Source organism: Sphingobium xenophagum NBRC 107872 (assembly GCF_000367345.1).
Taxonomy (GTDB): Bacteria; Pseudomonadota; Alphaproteobacteria; order Sphingomonadales; family Sphingomonadaceae; genus Sphingobium; species Sphingobium xenophagum.
The window spans coordinates 17,601-34,155 of sequence record NZ_BARE01000048.1; the positions used below are offsets into that span (position 1 = coordinate 17,601).

Here is a 16,555-nt window from a genome sequence, read left to right on the forward strand (position 1 = left end):
ATGTGTAAATGTGAAATTGAAGGAGAGTCGCATGACCGATCCCGCACTTGAAAAAGCCTTTGTACAGGTCAGTGTCGCCAGAAGCGGAGTGCCGGTGGTCAAGGCCTTCTTCGACGCGCCGACCTTCACATTCACCTATGTGGTGCATGACGCCGAAACCCGTCGCGCAGCCGTGATCGACAGCGTGCTGACCTATGATCCCGCCACTGGACGCACGGGCCATGAAGCGGTCGAACCGGTCATCGCCTATGTGGAAGCGCAGGGGTTGAGCGTCGACTGGCATCTGGAAACCCACGCCCATGCCGACCATCTGTCGGCGGCACCCTATCTTCAGCAGAAACTGGGCGGCAAGATCGCGATCGGCGCGCATATCTGCGAAGTGCAGCACACCTTTGGCGCGCTGTTCAACGCAGGTACGGCGTTCCAGCGTGACGGGTCGGACTTCGACCATCTGTGGGCCGATGGCGACCAGTTCATGATCGGCAATATCGCGGTCACGGTGCTGCATGTCCCAGGCCACACCCCGGCCTGCGTCGCCTATGTCATCGGCGACGCAGCGTTTGTGGGCGACACCATGTTCATGCCTGATTATGGCACGGCCCGCGCCGACTTCCCCGGCGGCGATGCACGCACCTTGTTCCGGTCGCTCCGTCGCCTGCTGGAATTGCCACCGGAAACCCGGCTGTTCCTGTGCCACGATTATCTGCCCGAAGGGCGCGATCATTATGCATGGGAAACCACGGTCGCCGAACAGCGCCGCGCCAATATCCACGCACATGATGGCGTGAGCGAGGATGATTTCGTCGCCATGCGCGAAGCGCGCGACGCCACCCTCGACATGCCCCGCCTCATCCTGCCGTCGGTGCAGGTGAATATGCGCGCAGGCCATCTGCCGCCGCCCGAGGACAATGGCGTCACCTATCTCAAAATCCCGGTTAACCAGCTATGATAGCGGGGTTTCCAGATGCGCAGCCAATTGCGGGCCTGATCGGCGGCCTCATGATCGGGCTGGCTGCCGCGATCATGTTGCTGGGGCTGGGGCGGATCGCCGGGGTCAGCGGGCTTGCGGCGCGGGCCATCGGCCTGTCTGCCAGCGGCCCGCCGCACGGCGTGGCAATAGCATTCACCGTTGGATTGCCTGTCGGCGCGGTTCTGGTTGCGCTGCTGTCAGATGGCATCCCTGCCACCTTTCCAGCGCCTGGCCTGTTGATCGTCGCGGGTCTGATCGTGGGATTTGGCACCCGGCTGGGATCGGGTTGCACCAGCGGCCATGGGGTATGCGGCCTCTCTCGCCTGTCCCGCCGATCGATCGTGGCGACTGCCTTGTTCATGGGCAGCGGCTTTGCAACCGTGGCGCTCATGCGCCTGACGGGCATGATATGATGCGGATCATCATTGCCTTATTGTCGGGCGCACTGTTTGGCGGCGGGCTTGCCATTTCGGGCATGGCAGACCCCATGCGGGTTCGCGCCTTCCTTGACCTGTTCGGCGCGTGGGACCCCACGCTCGCCTTCGTCATGGGCGGCGCGATGATCCCGATGGCGCTTGCATGGATGGTCCAAAGACGGGTCGGCCGCCCCTTTGCGGACCGCGCTTTTGCTCTGCCCGACACGCGCGCGATCGACGGTAAGCTGACGCTTGGCGCAATAGTGTTCGGTATCGGCTGGGGCATTGGCGGGCTGTGCCCCGGTCCCGCCATTGCCAGCCTCGCGCTTTCCCCGGCGGCGGCTGCCCCCTTCGTGCTGGCCATGCTGGGCGGCATGGCGATCCATCACTTCACGATAAAATCATAACCGGCCGCGCCGGATAGAGGAGGTTCATCATGGCCATCAAGCAATTGACCCCGACGCTGAGTGTCACCGCGCAACTAACCCCGGCGGATATCGCGCAAGCAGCGGCGATCGGCTTCCGTGCGATCCTGTGCAACCGCCCCGATGGCGAAGGCGCGGATCAGCCGACGGCAGAGGAGATGGGCGCCGCTGCCCGGGCCGCGGGACTGGACTTTGCCTATGTTCCTGCGGTGGCCGGGGCGCTGACCGATGCCGATGCCATCGCCATGCGAGCCGCGCTCGACAGCCTGCCGGGACCCGTGCTTGCCTATTGCCGGTCGGGCGCGCGCGCGGAAAAGCTGGCAGAGATGGCGGGGGCATTGTTCCGTCAGGATGCTGCCCATTATGACGTTGTAATCGTGGGCGGTGGCAGCGCCGGGATCGCGACCGCCGCCAGCATTCTAAAACGACGGCGGGGTATCCGCCTTGCGATCATCGAACCCAGTGAGGCCCATTATTATCAGCCCGGCTGGACCATGGTGGGTGCGGGCGTGTTCGACAGCGGCTTTACACGGCGTGAGGAAGCGCGACTCATTCCGCGCGGCGTGACGTGGATCAAGGCATCGGCTAGCGCTTTCCTGCCCGATGAGAAGCAGGTGGTGCTGCATGACGACCGACGGGTCTCCTATGGCGTGCTGATCGTTTGTCCGGGCGTTAAATTGGACTGGAACGCCATCCCCGGTCTGTCGGAAGCCTTGGGCAATGACGGCGTGACCTCCAACTATCGCTACGATCTGGCCCCCTATACCAACCGGCTCGTCAAACAGTTCAAGGGTGGCCGCGCGCTGTTCACGCAGCCGCCCATGCCGATCAAATGCGCGGGCGCGCCGCAGAAGGCGATGTATCTGTCCTGCCATCGCTGGGAGAAGGCCGACATGCTGGGCAATTGCGACGTGCAGTTCCATACGGCGGGCGCAGTTCTGTTCGGCGTTCCCGCCTATGTCCCGGCGTTGATGGACTATGTCAGGCGCTACGGCATCAACCTGAACTTCGGGTCGAAGCTGGTCGAAATAGATGGGCCGTCCAAAACCGCGATCTTCGAGCAGGCGGACGGCGACAGCGTTCGGCGCGTGGCCGAGCGGTTCGACATGATCCACGTCGTGCCGCCACAAATGGCCCCCGATTTCATCCGCCATAGCCCGCTGGCGGCGGCCTCTGGCTTCGTCGATGTGGATGAAGCCACGCTTCGCCACCCGCGCTATCCGGACATTTACGCTCTGGGCGACGCCTGTTCTGCGTCCAATGCCAAAACCATGGCGGCCGCGCGCAAGCAGGCACCGGTGGTCGCGGTCAACGCGCTGGCGACACTGGATGGCCAGCCGCCTGTCGCGACCTATGACGGCTATGGCAGTTGCCCGCTGACGGTCGAGGCAGGCAAGATCGTGCTCGCTGAATTTGGCTATGGCGGCAAGTTGATGCCAAGCTTCCCCAACTGGTTGATCGATGGCACCCGGCCTTCGCGCCTGTCCTGGCTGCTGAAGGACACGATCCTGCCGCCCGTCTACTGGCACGGGATGCTCAAGGGGCGCGAGTGGATGGTGAAGCCCTGCCTGATCGGCGCGCAGTCATGATGACGAACATGCAATATCTGCTGGGCGGCCTGTCGGGCGGTCTGGTCGGCTTCGTGCTGGGCCTTGTCGGCGGGGGCGGATCGATCCTCGCCGTGCCGTTGATGGTCTATCTGGTCGGCGTGCCCAACGCCCATGTCGCCATCGGCACCAGCGCTCTGGCTGTCGCGGCCAATGCGGCGGCTGGCCTCGCCAGCCATGCCCGCGCGCATCATGTCAAATGGCGGTGCGGCGGCATCTATGCGGCGGCCGGGATCGTAGGCGCGCTCGCCGGATCGACCTTTGGCAAGATGGTCGATGGCGACAAGCTGCTGTTCCTCTTTGCATTGGTCATGCTGCTCGTCGGTGTGCTGATGCTGAAAGGGCGCGGCAATCCAGGCAATCCGGGGGCCGAATGCAATCGGGAAAAGGCGCCCAAGGTCGTTACCTATGGATTGGGGTCGGGATTATTTTCCGGCTTTTTCGGGATTGGCGGCGGTTTCCTGATCGTGCCCGGACTGGTGGCATCGACGGGCATGCCCATGTTGATGGCGGTCGGCACGTCGCTTGTCGCGGTGACGGCTTTTGGCCTCACAACAGCCGCGAACTACGCCTTTTCGGGTCTGGTCGACTGGCCGCTCGCTGGGATATTCGTGGTCGGTGGTGTTGTCGGCAGCATTGGTGGCACGCGGCTGGCCGAAACGCTGGGCGGCAAGACGGGACGGCTGACCATGGTCTTTGCCGGGCTGATCTTCATCGTCGCCCTCTACATGCTCTGGCGCAGCGCGGCTGCCTTTTTGCCCGGCATGACAATCTGACCAATCCCCTTCCCCCTCCCCGCCTGCTACATGGCGGGTGAAAGGACATGCCCATGTTCGACTCGCTTGACGCACTGCTTCTTGCCCGCGCGCAATTCGCCTTCACGGTGAGTTTTCACTTCCTGTTTCCTGCCTTTTCCATAGGCCTTGCCAGTTATCTGATGGTGTTGGAGGGACTATGGCTGGCGACCGGAAAGGGCGTTTACGCCAATCTGTTCCGCTATTGGCTCAAGATTTTCGCGGTCGTATTCGCCATGGGCGTGGTGTCGGGCCTGGTCATGTCATATCAGTTCGGCACCAACTGGTCGGTCTTTTCCGATAAGGCTGGCCCGATCATTGGCCCGTTGATGGCCTATGAGGTGTTGACCGCCTTCTTCCTGGAGGCCGGCTTTCTGGGCGTCATGCTGTTCGGCATCAACAAGGTGGGGCGCAAGCTGCATTTCACGGCTACTTGTGCAGTCGCGATCGGCACCTTCATTTCGGCCTTCTGGATATTGTCGGTCAACAGCTGGATGCAGACACCGACAGGCTATGAGATCGGCGCGAACGGACAGTTTCTGCCAGGCCCAAGCTGGACAGCGATCATATTCAATCCCAGCTTCCCCTACCGGCTGGTCCATACCGTGCTGGCCGCCTATCTGACGACGGCCTTTGCAGTCGGCGGCGTCGGCGCATGGCACCTCCTCAAGGACCGGAGCAATCCCGGCGCGCGCACCATGTTTTCCATGGCGATGTGGATGGCGGCGATCGTCGCACCAATCCAGATATTTGCAGGCGACATGCATGGCCTCAACACGCTGGAGCATCAGCCGGTCAAGGTGATGGCGATGGAAGGCCATTATGAGAGCCATCCTGAAGGTGCGCCGCTGATCCTGTTCGGTATTCCCGACAGTGCCAAGAAGCGCGTGGATTACGCCATCTCCATCCCCAAGGCGTCGTCGCTAATCCTCAAACATGATCTGAATGCCCCTATGAAGGGGCTGGACAGCGTGCCCGATGCCGATCAGCCCCCGGTGGGTATCGTGTTCTGGGCGTTTCGCGTCATGGTCGGCTTAGGGCTTGCGATGCTGGGCCTTGGTCTGTGGAGCCTGATCGCCCGCTGGCGCGGCAAATTGCATGAATGGACGTGGCTGCATCGCGCGGCGTTACTGCTGGGACCATCGGGTTTCATCGCAGTGCTGGCGGGCTGGATCGTAACCGAAGTCGGGCGGCAGCCCTTCACCGTCTATGGCCTGCTGCGCACTACCGCCAGCGCTTCGCCGCTGGATGCGCCCGCGGTCGCAGCATCGCTACTGGCGTTCGTCCTTGTCTATTTCAGCGTATTCGGCATGGGCATCTGGTATCTGCTGCACCTTATGAAGAAGCCACCGCAAGCGCATGAAAGCACGCTGGACGGCGCGCCGATCCGCACCGCCGGCATCACACCTGCACCCGCCATCGAAGGAGGCGAAGGATGATCGACCTGACTGTCATCTGGGCCGCCATCATCGGCTTTGCGATCATCGCCTATGTCGTGATGGATGGGTTCGACCTTGGCATCGGCATCCTCTTCCCGCTGTTCAAGGTGGGGAGGGATCGCGACACGGCAATGAACAGCATCGCGCCGGTATGGGACGGTAACGAAACCTGGCTGGTGCTGGGCGGCGGCGGCCTGCTCGCTGCCTTTCCGTTGGCCTATGCCATCATCCTGCCTGCCCTGTATGCGCCGCTGATCGCAATGCTGCTGGGCCTGGTCCTGCGCGGCGTGGCGTTCGAGTTTCGCTGGCGCGATCCGGCCCACAGGGCGATGTGGGACCGCGCCTTTACCGGCGGTTCGGCAGTGGCGACCTTTGCCCAAGGTGTGGCGCTGGGCGCATTGTTGCAGGGGATCAGCGTAGAGGGACGCGCCTATTCCGGTGGCTGGTGGGAATGGCTGTCGCCCTTCTCGCTGCTGACCGGGGTTGCCCTCATGGTGGGCTACGCCCTGCTGGGTGCCTGCTGGCTCAACTGGAAGACGGAAGGCGGGTTGCAGCGGCAGGTGGTCACTTATGCCGGACGGTTGGGCATCGCGCTGCTGATCCTGATCGGCGCGGTCAGCCTGGCCACATTGACATTGGAGGCGAGCTATCAGAGCCGCTGGCTCTCCTGGCCCGGCGTCCTTGCCACAGCGCAGGTGCCGCTGGCGACCGTCATCGTCACCGCGCTATTCTATCGCAGCCTGTCGCAGCGCAAGGACGCACAGCCTTTTCTCTGGGCGCTCGCGCTGTTTGGCCTTTGCCTGCTGGGACTGGGGATTTCGATATGGCCCTATGTCATCCCTGCCCGCGTCACGATCTGGGAAGCGGCGGCCCCCTATCGCAGCCAGTTGTTCATGCTGGTGGGCGGGGCCGTTCTGGTGCCAGTGATCCTGGCTTATACCGCCTGGGCCTATTGGGTGTTCCGGGGCAAGGTCGACAGCGAAGGATATCATTGATGCGCGCGCGCCTGGTGAAGCTCGGCTGGTTCGTCGGCATATGGACGACGAGCGTTGCCGCGCTGCTGCTGGTATCGCTGGGACTGCGTTATTGGCTGATGTAATGGCTCAGCCGTCGGCCCGATGCCCTGCCCTACCCTGGCTCAGGTTTGCCCATTGTCATGATCTAGGCGTTTCTGCCGGATCGTGACGAGCGGACTCCGCTTCCGCATCTGTTTCGGTCGGCGGTGGCAGGAAGGAAAGCGAGAGCGCGTGGTAGAGCCGCTCCTTCGAGACGGTCTGTGCAACCACATCAGCGATCAACGCCGAGGCGAGCAGCGGCATCATCAAGCCGCGGCTGGCCGTTGTTTCCGAGATGATTATGACCGCGGTCAGCGGTGCCCGAACGACGCCGGTAAAGTAAGCGACCATGCCCAGCAGCACGATCGCGCCACCCGGATAGGTCGGGAACAGCCAGCGAAGCATGTCGCCGACACCTGCGCCGACCGACAGAGACGGCGCGAAGATACCGCCGGGCATGCCCGACACCGCCGTGGCAAGCGTGGTCGCCAGCTTGGCCAAGCCATACCAGTGGGGCGCATCGGCCCCGGTGATGATCGCGCGTGCCGCGCTATAGCCGGTGCCCCATGTCAGCCCGGTGGCGACCCCGATGATCGCGACGATGGCGCCAAGCAGCCCGGCGAACAGCATAGGTCGCGCCCGCAGCCACGCGACGGGCGACCAGCGCGTGCGCCCTGTCGCCAGTACAGCGCGCGAAAAGAACGCGCCCATCAGCCCGCCCAGCACGCCAGCGCAGGGCGCTGCCAGCATCGTCTCACGCACTGACAGCGTCTGCCGCATGACACCGAAATAGACATAGTCGCCCGACAGGCCGAGGCTGGTCATGCCCGCGATGAGCACGGCGGTCATGACGAGCAAGGTCATGCGCTGTTCATAGGCGGCGGCCAGTTCCTCGATAGCGAAGGCAACGCCGGCAAGCGGGGTATTGAAAGCGCCAGCGACGCCAGCTGCGCCACCTGCGATAAACACCGACGCGCGCAGGGGGATGGCCATGATCCGGTGCGCATAGCCCATGATCGACGCCGCGACCTGAACGGTCGGGCCTTCACGACCGGTCGATGCACCAACAAGCAGCGTGCCGATCGTCAGGCCAAGCTTTACGATGACGATCCGCGCCGACACGAGCGCCGACATGGCATGATCGGGATCGCGCGTAGCCGCCATGACCTGCGGTATGCCCGACCCGCGCGCTGCAGGCGCGAGGCGAGCGGTGATGCCTGCAATGGCGGCATAGCCCAGCGGCGTGACGATCAGCGGCGCCCACCACCAGCGCATGGCTAGGACGGTAAAGCGTTCGCCCGCCCAGTCGGCGAGATGCGCGAACAGCAGGGCGACCAGGCCGATCGTGACTGCGCCGCCAAGAATAGCGACACGTCGCCGCCATACGGGCGCGGTGGGGCCATGTTCGCGCAGCAGATCGCGCGCCTGTTCGGGAAGATTCACCATGATCCGCCCGCCATAGCGCGTAACACTGCGGAAGTCAGGCAAAGCCGCCCGGCAAATGCGATAATCATGCGGAGCCGCCCAGCCAACCAATATCGTCCCGCAGTCGGCGCTTGTAATCCGGAGCCGCCAACGCCCGGAGCAGAAGGTCGGCGCGACCGACAACCACGTCGCGACATGCCCCGTCCAGCTTCCCCTCCGCCAGCGTCCGAAACGCGCGCGCCTGGCCAACAAGCGTGGCAATCCGCCCAGCATCGTCGCAGCTAAGCGCGACATCGCCGAGCGCCTCCAGGAAGCGCTTACCCGCGATCCTGTCCGCACTGGCATATTGGGCAAGTGCACCGAAAGCGCGATCAATGAAGCCGTCGAACGTCACCGGATAGGCAATGACCCGCAGCGCATGGTCTTCGTCAGTGCGCAGGTGCGATGGAAGGTCGCGTCGGGCCAGTTCCGCCATCGCCGCGCCAAGCCAGTCGAGGCAGCTGTTCGCGGTGAACGGGTCATTGACCCCCGGCGAAAGGGCGCGCGCCGCAATCTCCACCAGTTCATCGATCAGGAAGCGCAGATCCTGGAGAGCCGTGCGCCGCGCGCCGACCGCGAAGGCTTCACGCAACGCCTTCACCGCATCCTCACCGCATCGTTCGGCGGGCCAGGCTTCCAGCAGCACGCTGCCATTATGCGCGAAGTCGCCGGACTGATATTGCAGGCGGATCACCAGATCATGCTCACGCGCGGCCGCGAGCAGCGTGCCTTCGTCGATCAACTGGATATAGCCGATGTTCTTCGATCGAACAGGCGTCCGGCGCTCATATTCGGCAGAGGTCGCGTCTTCCCGGAAGGCGGAGGGAACAGACGGATTGTCCGGGCGCTCGCCGGGCGCTTCGCCTATGTAAGTGGGAAAGCGGGAGTCTATCTCCTCAATCAGCCGGTCGCCAATGCGCTCGATCACATTGTTGATATGTATCCGCATCGGCACATGGTGAATGAAGAAGATCAGCACCGCGATCGAACAGAGGACGAGGATCAACGCCACCAGCAGCGCCAGTTGCGGCACGAATGCGGGTGCGCTCGCACCGCTTTCCCCGGCCGATCGTATCGTGCGCAACACCGTCAGCGAATAGACGAAGGTCGCGATAAAGGTACCCAGCGTCACCTGGTTACCGCGATCGGACATGAAGTTGCTGAGCAAGCGCGGGCCATACTGGCCGGAGGCGTAGACCACGGCGGCGATCGTCACCGAAAAAGTGGTGCCGGCCACCCCGATCATCGACCCGCCGATCGAGGACAGCAGGGCGCGGGCACCATCGGGACGCGCGGCATAGAGCCACGGCATCCCGTCCATCCAGGTCGAACCAGCGTGGCTGTCGACATAGACCATTCCCGACGCCAGCAGCAGTGCGGCGATGGCCATGATCGTCGGCACGAACCAGTAGCTTTCACGCAGGTCGTTGGACAGTCGCAGCAGGCGTGCCTTCATGACTGGTTCCTCGCATCGGCAGCAGTGAGCCGTTCCAGCACCCGCTTGATCGTGCCGCCCTGAACAATGACGGAGAACAGGACGACGACATAAGTGGCGGCAAGGATCACCGAGCGCGCAGGCCCATCGGGCAATCCGAGCGCCAGCGCAATCGAGATGCCGCCACGCAAGCCGCCCCAGATCAGGGTGACCGGCACGACCCGGCCATATCGGTGCCCTGGCCGGATCGCACGAAGCGGCAGCAGCACCGACAGCGAACGCGCGACGAGCGCCAGAGGAATGGCAGCCAGTCCGAGGACGAGGAGCCGCAGATCAGCGGGGATCGTCACAACCTCCAGCCCGATCAGCAGGAACAGCACGGTGTTCAATATATCGTCGATCAGATCCCAGAATTTATGGAGATAATCGCGCGTGGTCTCGCTCATCGCATGCGCGACCCCGGCATTGCCGATGATGAGCCCCGCCACCGCCATCGCTACCGGGCCGCTGGCATGCAGCGGCCGGGCAATCGCATAGCCGCCCATCACGACTGCAAGGCTGATCAACACCTCGACCTTATAGTCGTCGATCGAGCGCATCATCCGGAACGCCAGCCACCCGACGATCAGTCCGAGCAGCACGCCGCCGCCTGCCTCCACCGCGAACAGTTCTGCCGCATGCGCCATTGAGAATGCATCGCCAGACAGGGCGGACGCCAGGAGAATGGTGAAGATCACAACGCCGACACCATCGTTGAACAGGCTCTCACCGGCGACCGTCGCCTCCAGCGTGGGTGAGACGTTCGCGCGTTTGAGTACCCCCATCACCGACACCGGATCGGTCGGGCTGATGAGCGCCCCGAACACGAAGCACCAGATCGCCGGCAAATCGAACCCGATCGCGCGGGCGAGCAGCAGGAAGCCGCCACCGACAAGGGCGGAGGAAAGGGCTACACCAATCGTACTCAACACAATGATCGGCCAGCGCCCGCGCCGCATCTCCCCCCAGTCGACGTGGAGCGCGCCCGCGAACAGCAGGAAGGAAAGCATCCCGTCCATCAACGTGGTGTGGAAATCAATGCCGGCTATGAACCGAACGACATCGCGCGCAAAGTCCGCGCCGGGTAGAATTCGGTCGATCCCGACCACGAGCAATGAAGCAATCGCCCCCATCACGGTCAACCCGATCGACGAGGGCAGCTTCAGATAGCGGTAGTTGAAATATCCAAGAGCGGCGGCCAGGACGATGAGGATCGCTGCCGCGTCAAACGGCGTCAGCCTGAGGCCGCCGATCATTGTGCGTCCCCGATAGACAGGCTGAAGCGTTGCCCCCCGCCCGGCGCGGGGGCGGCACGGATGCCCTGCGTCGCCAGCAGGGCGGCCACCGTCATGGCGCGGCGCTGGGTCAGGTTGGGGCGTACTGGCGGTTCGCCGACCGGCAAGCCGGGCACGGCCAGCATCGGCACGTTCCAGCGTTGTGCCGCCCAGATGGACGTCAGCACTGCAGCGCGTGCCGATGGATCGAGCGTGTCGACATTATCGGCGAAGGCGATCTCCGGCAGCGGCCCTTGCGGCGGTACGATCGCAACGTTCCAGCCATCGGTTTCGGCTGCGGCGCGTTCCTCCAATGTGCGATAGGTGGCGACTGTCGCACCCGGCAGTGGAACGGCGGCTGCGGTCGCGCGGCGGTGATCGCGGTCGATCGTCACATCATCGCTGGCAACTCCGGTGATCAGGGCGATCATCCGCGCCAGCGCGGCCATGCGCTGCGCCTCCAAATTTGTCTGTTCGCCCGCTTGCCGCAATTCCTCCCGCTGCGCGTCGAGCGCGCCGGCGCCCGGTTCGAGCAGGATCTGATCGATATCGAGCCGAACCGGACGGCCAAGCGCCGTTTCGATCGCCTGTTGCAGATCCGCGGTTCTCTGGGTCCGATTGCGTGGCGTGATCACGACCGCACGGACGACATTGGGATTGCGGTCGAACGCCACTTCCAACTGGGTCACGCGCGCATCGCCGCCGAAGCGTTCGTTCAGCAACGATCGCACGCTGGATATCGTCAGCGCCTCACGGGCGATGCGGTTGAGCGACAGGCCGAGCGGCACGGCCATGACGGCAAAGACGAGCAGCAGCACCACGGTCTGCGCCCAACTCTGGCGGCTGGAAAGATGATGCCCGAAGCCATAATAGCGCGCCATCACCGTTGCGGAGAGCGAGATGGTAATGAAGTTGGTGACAAATAGCGCAAGCGCGCCCCCCAGCACCGGCAGGTTCCAGGTCGCAAGACCATAGCCCACTACGGCGAGCGGCGGCATCAGCGCCGTGGTGATGGCGACGCCCACGATCGTCTCGCCCCGGCCGCGAATGATCGCGAAGCTGCCGGCCAGCGCGGCAAACAGCGCGACGCCAAGGTCAAAGAGATTGGGGCGCGTGCGCGCGACAATCTCTGCCGTCGGCGCCTGCAATGGCGAAGCTGTCACGATCAGCGCCGTGAAGGCAACGGCAGCGAAGGAGCCGATGGCAAGCGCCAGCAGCGATCGTCGCATCTCGGCGAAATCGAACAGCGCAAGGCTGAATCCGAAGCCCAGAATTGGACTCATCAATGGCGAGATCAGCATCGCGCCGATCACTACCGCCGGGGATGATAGCAGCAGGCCGAGCACCGCGATGCCCGCGGACATCATCGTCATGAAGGCGTAGCGGGGCGACCATCCACTTTCGTCGATGATGCGGGCGACGACCGCCTGATGGTCGATTGTCCCGACGACGCGCCGCCGCCACCAGCGATACAGGGCCAGCCGGGCCAGTCCGGCATTCACCCGCCTGCCCGCGACATATGCGCGTTCGGTCAATCCTTCCATGCTCATTCCGCCATGTCCCCCGATGCATGTAGCGCCACATTACCTGCCCGATGCAGCACGGCAAAGCCGATCAGCCCGGAGACAAACGACCCCGTCAAAATGCCGATCTTGGCCTGCGCTTGCAGCAATGGACTGTCGGGAAACGCAAGAAGCGTGATGAAGATGCTCATCGTAAAGCCAATACCGCAAAGAAGCGCTATGCCCAGCATCTGGATACGGGTTGCATGGGCGGGAAAATCCGCTATCCCCACGCGGACAGCCAAGGATGAAAAGCAAAACACGCCGATCGCCTTCCCGAATATCAGCCCGGCGGCGGCACCGAATGTGACGGGCGCCATCAACGCGCCGGACGGCAATCCAAGCAACGGCACGCCAGCATTCGCCAAGCCGAAAATCGGAACAACGATAAAGCCGACGGGCTTTTGCAGCGCGCGCTCGATACGATGCAAGGGGCTGTCGCAGTCAGCGTCGGAGCGGCCAGGGGTGCGCTCCATCGGTATGGCAAAGGCAAGTATGACGCCAGCCAGCGTCGCGTGCAGGCCCGACCACAATATCAGTAGCCAGAGGAGCAGCCCAACCAGCAGGTAGGGCGACAAGCGGCGAACCCCGAAACGGTTGAACCCGATCAGGACAAAAATTGCGAGGATCGCGCCCGCAAGATAAGGCAGCGAAAGGCCAGACGTGTAAAAAGCAGCGATGATGATCACCGCACCCAGATCATCAATGATCGCCAGCGCAGCCAGAAATATGCGCAGCGATCCTGGCACCCGCCTTCCAAGAAGCGCGATGACGCCCAGCGCAAATGCGATGTCGGTCGCCGCCGGGATCGCCCATCCGATTGCTGTCGAACCTCGATTAAAACCAAGGTAGATCAGCGCCGGAACGATCATCCCGCCAAGCGCAGCCACACCTGGCAGGGCGCGCCGCGGCCATGTGGAAAGCTGGCCATCCAGAATCTCTCGCTTGATCTCCAGCCCGACCAACAGGAAGAATATGGTCATCAGACCATCGTTGATCCAATGTTCCAGCGAAAGCGGTCCGACGTCGGCATGGAGGATTGCAGCATAATCCTGCGCCAAAGGCGAATTGGCGATCAGCAGTGCCGCGACCGCAGCGCCCATCAGCACGATTCCAGCGGACGACTGCGCTTCAAGAAAGCGCCGGATCGCGCTCGGGTGCGCGTGGGGGTGGTACATGATATGATCGTCCGAATACGGCTAATGGTCCCTGGCGGCCCGACCAGCGTGAATACCTGCCCGCACCTGCATATGGAAAACGAACACCCGGCGCCTCCATCGCATCGGCGGGTGGCAACCGCAACCGCTTCCGGGATTTTCTGACTTCAACGTCCGAAAAGATCAAACCGTGGAAGGCCTGGATGTTCGCGCATTCCCTCACTGCGTTGGCAGTCGGTTAACGCTTAATCTGGTGGATTTTGATATGCCGTTAGACCTATGATGAAAGCATGTTCGCCAATTTTCTCACGCCTGATTATGCCATATTCTCCATCGCCTTCGTCGTGATGGTGGGGATCGGCCTCATAGAGGCGATTGGACTAGGGCTAGGCAATTTCGATTTTGGGACGGATCTGGATAGCGCCGTCGACGTCGGCGATATGGAATTGCCTGACGCGCTTGGCTGGCTTGGACTAAAGCAGGGGCTGCCCATCCTGGTTTGGCTCACCTCACTGTTGGGCTGTTTCACGATCGCGGGCTTTGCCGTTCAGCAAGTTTCGACCGCCGTTCTGGGGGCGCCTTTACACTGGGGCATTGCTGGCGGTGTAGCTCTTCTCGCCGGTGGTGCGATGAACGCCTTCACGGCTGGCTGGCTCGCGCGAATCCTGCCTGAATATGAAAGCACCATTGTCGATACTGAAGACCTGGTCATGCGTCGAGGCATGGTGTTGGAAGGAACCGCGCGTCGCGGCCATCCCGCCCGCGCCAAGGTCGTCGATCAGCACGGTCAGGCGCATTATGTGATGGTAGAGCCCCACAATGACGGCGATATCATCGGTGCGGGTGAGGGTGCATTGCTTGTACGCCGCGTCGGCGCACTCTTCTTCGCTCAACCGGAAACGGATAGCAATTTTCGTCCAATCTGACTCATGCCTGTTGCGCATAGGAGACTGCCTTGCCTGCCTCACTGATGAATATCCTTGCCTACGCTGGCATCGTCCTCCTGACGTTGGTCATTATCGGCGTGATCCTGACACGACTTTACCGGCGGGCAACGAAGGACGTGGCCCTGATCCGAACCGGCTTCGGCGGCGAGAAGGTTGTGCTGAACGGTGGCATCATGGTCATCCCGGTTCTGCACGAGTTGATGCAAGTGCGCCTTACAACCGTGAAGCTTGAGGTTTCGCGGCTTAACAAGGATGCGCTGATCACGCTCGATAAGCTTCGCGTGGACGTCATCGGCCTGTTCCATATCAAGGTGAAGCCTGATGCCCAGTCAATTGCCGCAGCGGCGCAGACGCTTGGAGACTCGGTCAATAATCCAGACGCGGTAAAATCGCTGCTTGACGGCAAACTGGTGTCGGCTTTGCGATCGGTTGCCGCAACGATGACGATGGAGCACCTCCACGCGAACCGGGCCGACTTCATTCAGAAGGTTCAGGAAGCCCTCATGACAGATCTGGACATGAACGGTTTTCAACTTGAATCGGTGAGCATTACGCATTTCGACCAGACGGCGTTCGAACATTTCAACGAAAATAATGCGTTCGATGCCGAAGGGCTGACCGTTCTGACGCGCACGATCGAGGAACGAAAGAAGATCCGCAACGACATCGTCGCAACCAATCGCGTCGAGATTGAGCAGCGCAACCTGGATGCGAACAACCAATCGCTGGAAATCGCCCAGGCAGCAGAACAAGCGAGGCTGACGCAGGAGCAAACCTTGTCAGCACGACGTGCTGAGCAAGCAACTGCCATCGCAACGGCGGAGGCGGAACAAACCCGTCTGGCGGAAATTGCCCGCATCAGCGCTCAACAGGCCCAGACGGTCGCCCAAACCGAAGCTGACAAGGTCATACAGACCGCTACGATCTTGCGAGACGGTGCAATTCAGACAGCCACTATCGAACGCGATCGCAATATCGAACTCGCCCGCATAACCACCGCAGTTCAGACGGCACAAAAGTCCGAAGAGGAATCCACGGCGACCGCCGCCGCCAACGAGGCTCGTGCCTTGGCAGTTCGCGCCGAAGAAAGCGTCGTGACCGCAAAGGCAACTGAAATCGCCAACCGAAACAAGAATGTCGCAGTGATCGCAGCGACCCAGCGCGCGCAAGAAGAGGCTGTCCAGATCACGGTCGCAGCCACCGCAGAAAAGGAAGCAGCCGAGGCGCGGGCAGCAGCTATGCGGACCGAAGCGACGGCGGAAGCTGACGCTGACAAGGCGCGAGCCGAAGGCCGCGCCGCAGCATTCAAAGTGGATGCGGCCGGCCAGGCCGCCATCAACGAAGCAACCAACATATTGAACGATGCGCAAACTGCCCTGCTCGTTCGCAAAGCGATGCTCGAAGCGCTGCCTGAAATCATTGCGGCAGCGAGCAAGCCGATGGAGCAAATCGACAAGATTTCCATACTGGATGCCCGCGGTCTGCATGGGAGCCAGGCTGGCTCAGACGACAGCGCTGGTGGTGGAAACTTGGCCGATGCAGCGGTTTCGGCAGCTATGCGCTATCGGGTTGGCGGACCGTTGATCGACGCCTTGATGGCGGAACTGGGTATGTCAGGTGGAAGCATGAACGGGATGTTGGCCGGCGCGCCAAGCTCGACAGCGCCTGCTGCTGGCGCCGAACCCACATCAGCTTCCAAAAGCGACTGATAGTTCCAATATGGTATAGGGCATAGAAGCCAGGCATTCCCTCAAATTTCGCAAAATCCGGTCGATCCGGTTCAGTCCCGATCAATGGAAACGGTTGAGTGATCGCGCGCCTGTACGAAGTCTCATCGGGGCTTTGTACAGGCGCGACGATTGGGGTCGTTGACAGCCTTGTCAAAGCGCGAGCCGTCCGCCACAAGGGCGATATCGCGGCTTGACCTGGCGCAGCCAAGGCGAGTTGCGACATAAGAAATATTGGTCGCGG

The 16,555-nt window shown here is 62.5% G+C and carries 15 protein-coding genes; 10 read left to right on the top strand and 5 right to left on the bottom strand.

What is annotated here, in order from left to right; all coding sequences use genetic code 11:
• Window positions 1–31 precede the first annotated feature (31 nt).
• The 8 genes from SX1_RS17935 to SX1_RS23895 are packed head-to-tail and all read left to right on the top strand — an operon-like array spanning window position 32 to window position 6,750.
• Window positions 32–949, top strand: a complete 918-nt coding sequence (locus SX1_RS17935; RefSeq protein WP_019054122.1) for an MBL fold metallo-hydrolase — start codon at window positions 32–34, stop codon at window positions 947–949.
• Window positions 946–1,383, top strand: coding sequence for a YeeE/YedE family protein (locus tag SX1_RS17940; RefSeq protein WP_019054123.1), 438 nt, complete (start codon window positions 946–948; stop codon window positions 1,381–1,383). The genes SX1_RS17935 and SX1_RS17940 overlap by 4 nt, the downstream gene beginning before the upstream one ends.
• Window positions 1,380–1,793: a DUF6691 family protein gene (locus tag SX1_RS17945; RefSeq protein ID WP_019054124.1), complete on the top strand. Its 414-nt coding sequence runs from the start codon at window positions 1,380–1,382 to the stop codon at window positions 1,791–1,793. The genes SX1_RS17940 and SX1_RS17945 overlap by 4 nt, the downstream gene beginning before the upstream one ends.
• 29 nt (window positions 1,794–1,822) lie before the next feature.
• Entirely contained in the window at window positions 1,823–3,400 is a 1,578-nt protein-coding gene (locus SX1_RS17950; RefSeq protein WP_019054125.1) for a bifunctional protein tyrosine phosphatase family protein/NAD(P)/FAD-dependent oxidoreductase, read from the top strand.
• Window positions 3,397–4,194 (top strand): sulfite exporter TauE/SafE family protein, encoded by a 798-nt coding sequence (locus SX1_RS17955; protein ID WP_019054126.1) that lies wholly within the window; start codon window positions 3,397–3,399, stop codon window positions 4,192–4,194. The genes SX1_RS17950 and SX1_RS17955 overlap by 4 nt, the downstream gene beginning before the upstream one ends.
• 53 nt (window positions 4,195–4,247) lie before the next feature.
• On the top strand, window positions 4,248–5,651 hold the full coding sequence (locus SX1_RS17960; protein WP_019054127.1) for a cytochrome ubiquinol oxidase subunit I: 1,404 nt from the start codon (window positions 4,248–4,250) through the stop codon (window positions 5,649–5,651).
• On the top strand, window positions 5,648–6,646 hold the full coding sequence (cydB, locus tag SX1_RS17965; protein ID WP_019054128.1) for a cytochrome d ubiquinol oxidase subunit II: 999 nt from the start codon (window positions 5,648–5,650) through the stop codon (window positions 6,644–6,646). The genes SX1_RS17960 and cydB overlap by 4 nt, the downstream gene beginning before the upstream one ends.
• Entirely contained in the window at window positions 6,646–6,750 is a 105-nt protein-coding gene (locus tag SX1_RS23895; RefSeq protein ID WP_019054129.1) for a DUF2474 family protein, read from the top strand. Before cydB ends, SX1_RS23895 begins: the two co-directional genes overlap by 1 nt.
• Window positions 6,751–6,805: 55 nt before the next feature.
• Here the strand turns inward: SX1_RS23895 and SX1_RS17975 are convergent, their stop codons facing one another.
• The 5 genes from SX1_RS17975 to nhaA form a co-directional block, all read right to left on the bottom strand.
• Entirely contained in the window at window positions 6,806–8,152 is a 1,347-nt protein-coding gene (locus SX1_RS17975) for a chloride channel protein (RefSeq protein WP_043145980.1), read from the bottom strand.
• Between the two features lie 64 nt (window positions 8,153–8,216).
• A complete protein-coding gene (locus SX1_RS17980) occupies window positions 8,217–9,626 on the bottom strand; it encodes a DUF2254 domain-containing protein (protein WP_019054131.1) in 1,410 nt (469 codons plus the stop codon).
• Window positions 9,623–10,900, bottom strand: coding sequence for a cation:proton antiporter (locus SX1_RS17985; RefSeq protein WP_019054132.1), 1,278 nt, complete (start codon window positions 10,898–10,900; stop codon window positions 9,623–9,625). The genes SX1_RS17980 and SX1_RS17985 overlap by 4 nt, the downstream gene beginning before the upstream one ends.
• On the bottom strand, window positions 10,897–12,468 hold the full coding sequence (locus tag SX1_RS17990; RefSeq protein ID WP_019054133.1) for a DUF389 domain-containing protein: 1,572 nt from the start codon (window positions 12,466–12,468) through the stop codon (window positions 10,897–10,899). Before SX1_RS17990 ends, SX1_RS17985 begins: the two co-directional genes overlap by 4 nt.
• Window positions 12,465–13,658 (bottom strand): Na+/H+ antiporter NhaA, encoded by a 1,194-nt coding sequence (nhaA, locus tag SX1_RS17995; RefSeq protein ID WP_019054134.1) that lies wholly within the window; start codon window positions 13,656–13,658, stop codon window positions 12,465–12,467. Before nhaA ends, SX1_RS17990 begins: the two co-directional genes overlap by 4 nt.
• A 269-nt stretch (window positions 13,659–13,927) precedes the next feature.
• On the opposite strand from nhaA, the gene SX1_RS18000 reads away from it, so the two are divergent.
• The gene (locus tag SX1_RS18000) at window positions 13,928–14,563 is read left to right on the top strand and encodes an OB-fold-containig protein (RefSeq protein ID WP_019054135.1); all 636 of its coding nucleotides are present in this window, start codon (window positions 13,928–13,930) and stop codon (window positions 14,561–14,563) included.
• A gap of 29 nt (window positions 14,564–14,592) precedes the next feature.
• Window positions 14,593–16,293 (top strand): flotillin family protein, encoded by a 1,701-nt coding sequence (locus tag SX1_RS18005; RefSeq protein ID WP_026149901.1) that lies wholly within the window; start codon window positions 14,593–14,595, stop codon window positions 16,291–16,293.
• The last annotated feature ends 262 nt before the right edge of the window (window positions 16,294–16,555 follow it).

Excerpts from the sequence above, each read along its gene's own strand:
- SX1_RS18000 (WP_019054135.1), top strand. The coding sequence starts at position 13,928 with ATGTTCGCCAATTTTCTCACGCCTGATTATGCCATATTCTCCATCGCC.
- SX1_RS17935 (WP_019054122.1), top strand. The coding sequence starts at position 32 with ATGACCGATCCCGCACTTGAAAAAGCCTTTGTACAGGTCAGTGTCGCC.
- SX1_RS17955 (WP_019054126.1), top strand. The coding sequence starts at position 3,397 with ATGATGACGAACATGCAATATCTGCTGGGCGGCCTGTCGGGCGGTCTG.
- SX1_RS17950 (WP_019054125.1), top strand. The coding sequence starts at position 1,823 with ATGGCCATCAAGCAATTGACCCCGACGCTGAGTGTCACCGCGCAACTA.
- SX1_RS17975 (WP_043145980.1), bottom strand. The coding sequence starts at position 8,152 with ATGGTGAATCTTCCCGAACAGGCGCGCGATCTGCTGCGCGAACATGGC.
- nhaA (WP_019054134.1), bottom strand. The coding sequence starts at position 13,658 with ATGTACCACCCCCACGCGCACCCGAGCGCGATCCGGCGCTTTCTTGAA.
- SX1_RS17940 (WP_019054123.1), top strand. The coding sequence starts at position 946 with ATGATAGCGGGGTTTCCAGATGCGCAGCCAATTGCGGGCCTGATCGGC.
- SX1_RS17980 (WP_019054131.1), bottom strand. The coding sequence starts at position 9,626 with ATGAAGGCACGCCTGCTGCGACTGTCCAACGACCTGCGTGAAAGCTAC.
- SX1_RS17960 (WP_019054127.1), top strand. The coding sequence starts at position 4,248 with ATGTTCGACTCGCTTGACGCACTGCTTCTTGCCCGCGCGCAATTCGCC.
- SX1_RS17990 (WP_019054133.1), bottom strand. The coding sequence starts at position 12,468 with ATGAGCATGGAAGGATTGACCGAACGCGCATATGTCGCGGGCAGGCGG.
- cydB (WP_019054128.1), top strand. The coding sequence starts at position 5,648 with ATGATCGACCTGACTGTCATCTGGGCCGCCATCATCGGCTTTGCGATC.
- SX1_RS17945 (WP_019054124.1), top strand. The coding sequence starts at position 1,380 with ATGATGCGGATCATCATTGCCTTATTGTCGGGCGCACTGTTTGGCGGC.
- SX1_RS23895 (WP_019054129.1), top strand. The coding sequence starts at position 6,646 with ATGCGCGCGCGCCTGGTGAAGCTCGGCTGGTTCGTCGGCATATGGACG.
- SX1_RS17985 (WP_019054132.1), bottom strand. The coding sequence starts at position 10,900 with ATGATCGGCGGCCTCAGGCTGACGCCGTTTGACGCGGCAGCGATCCTC.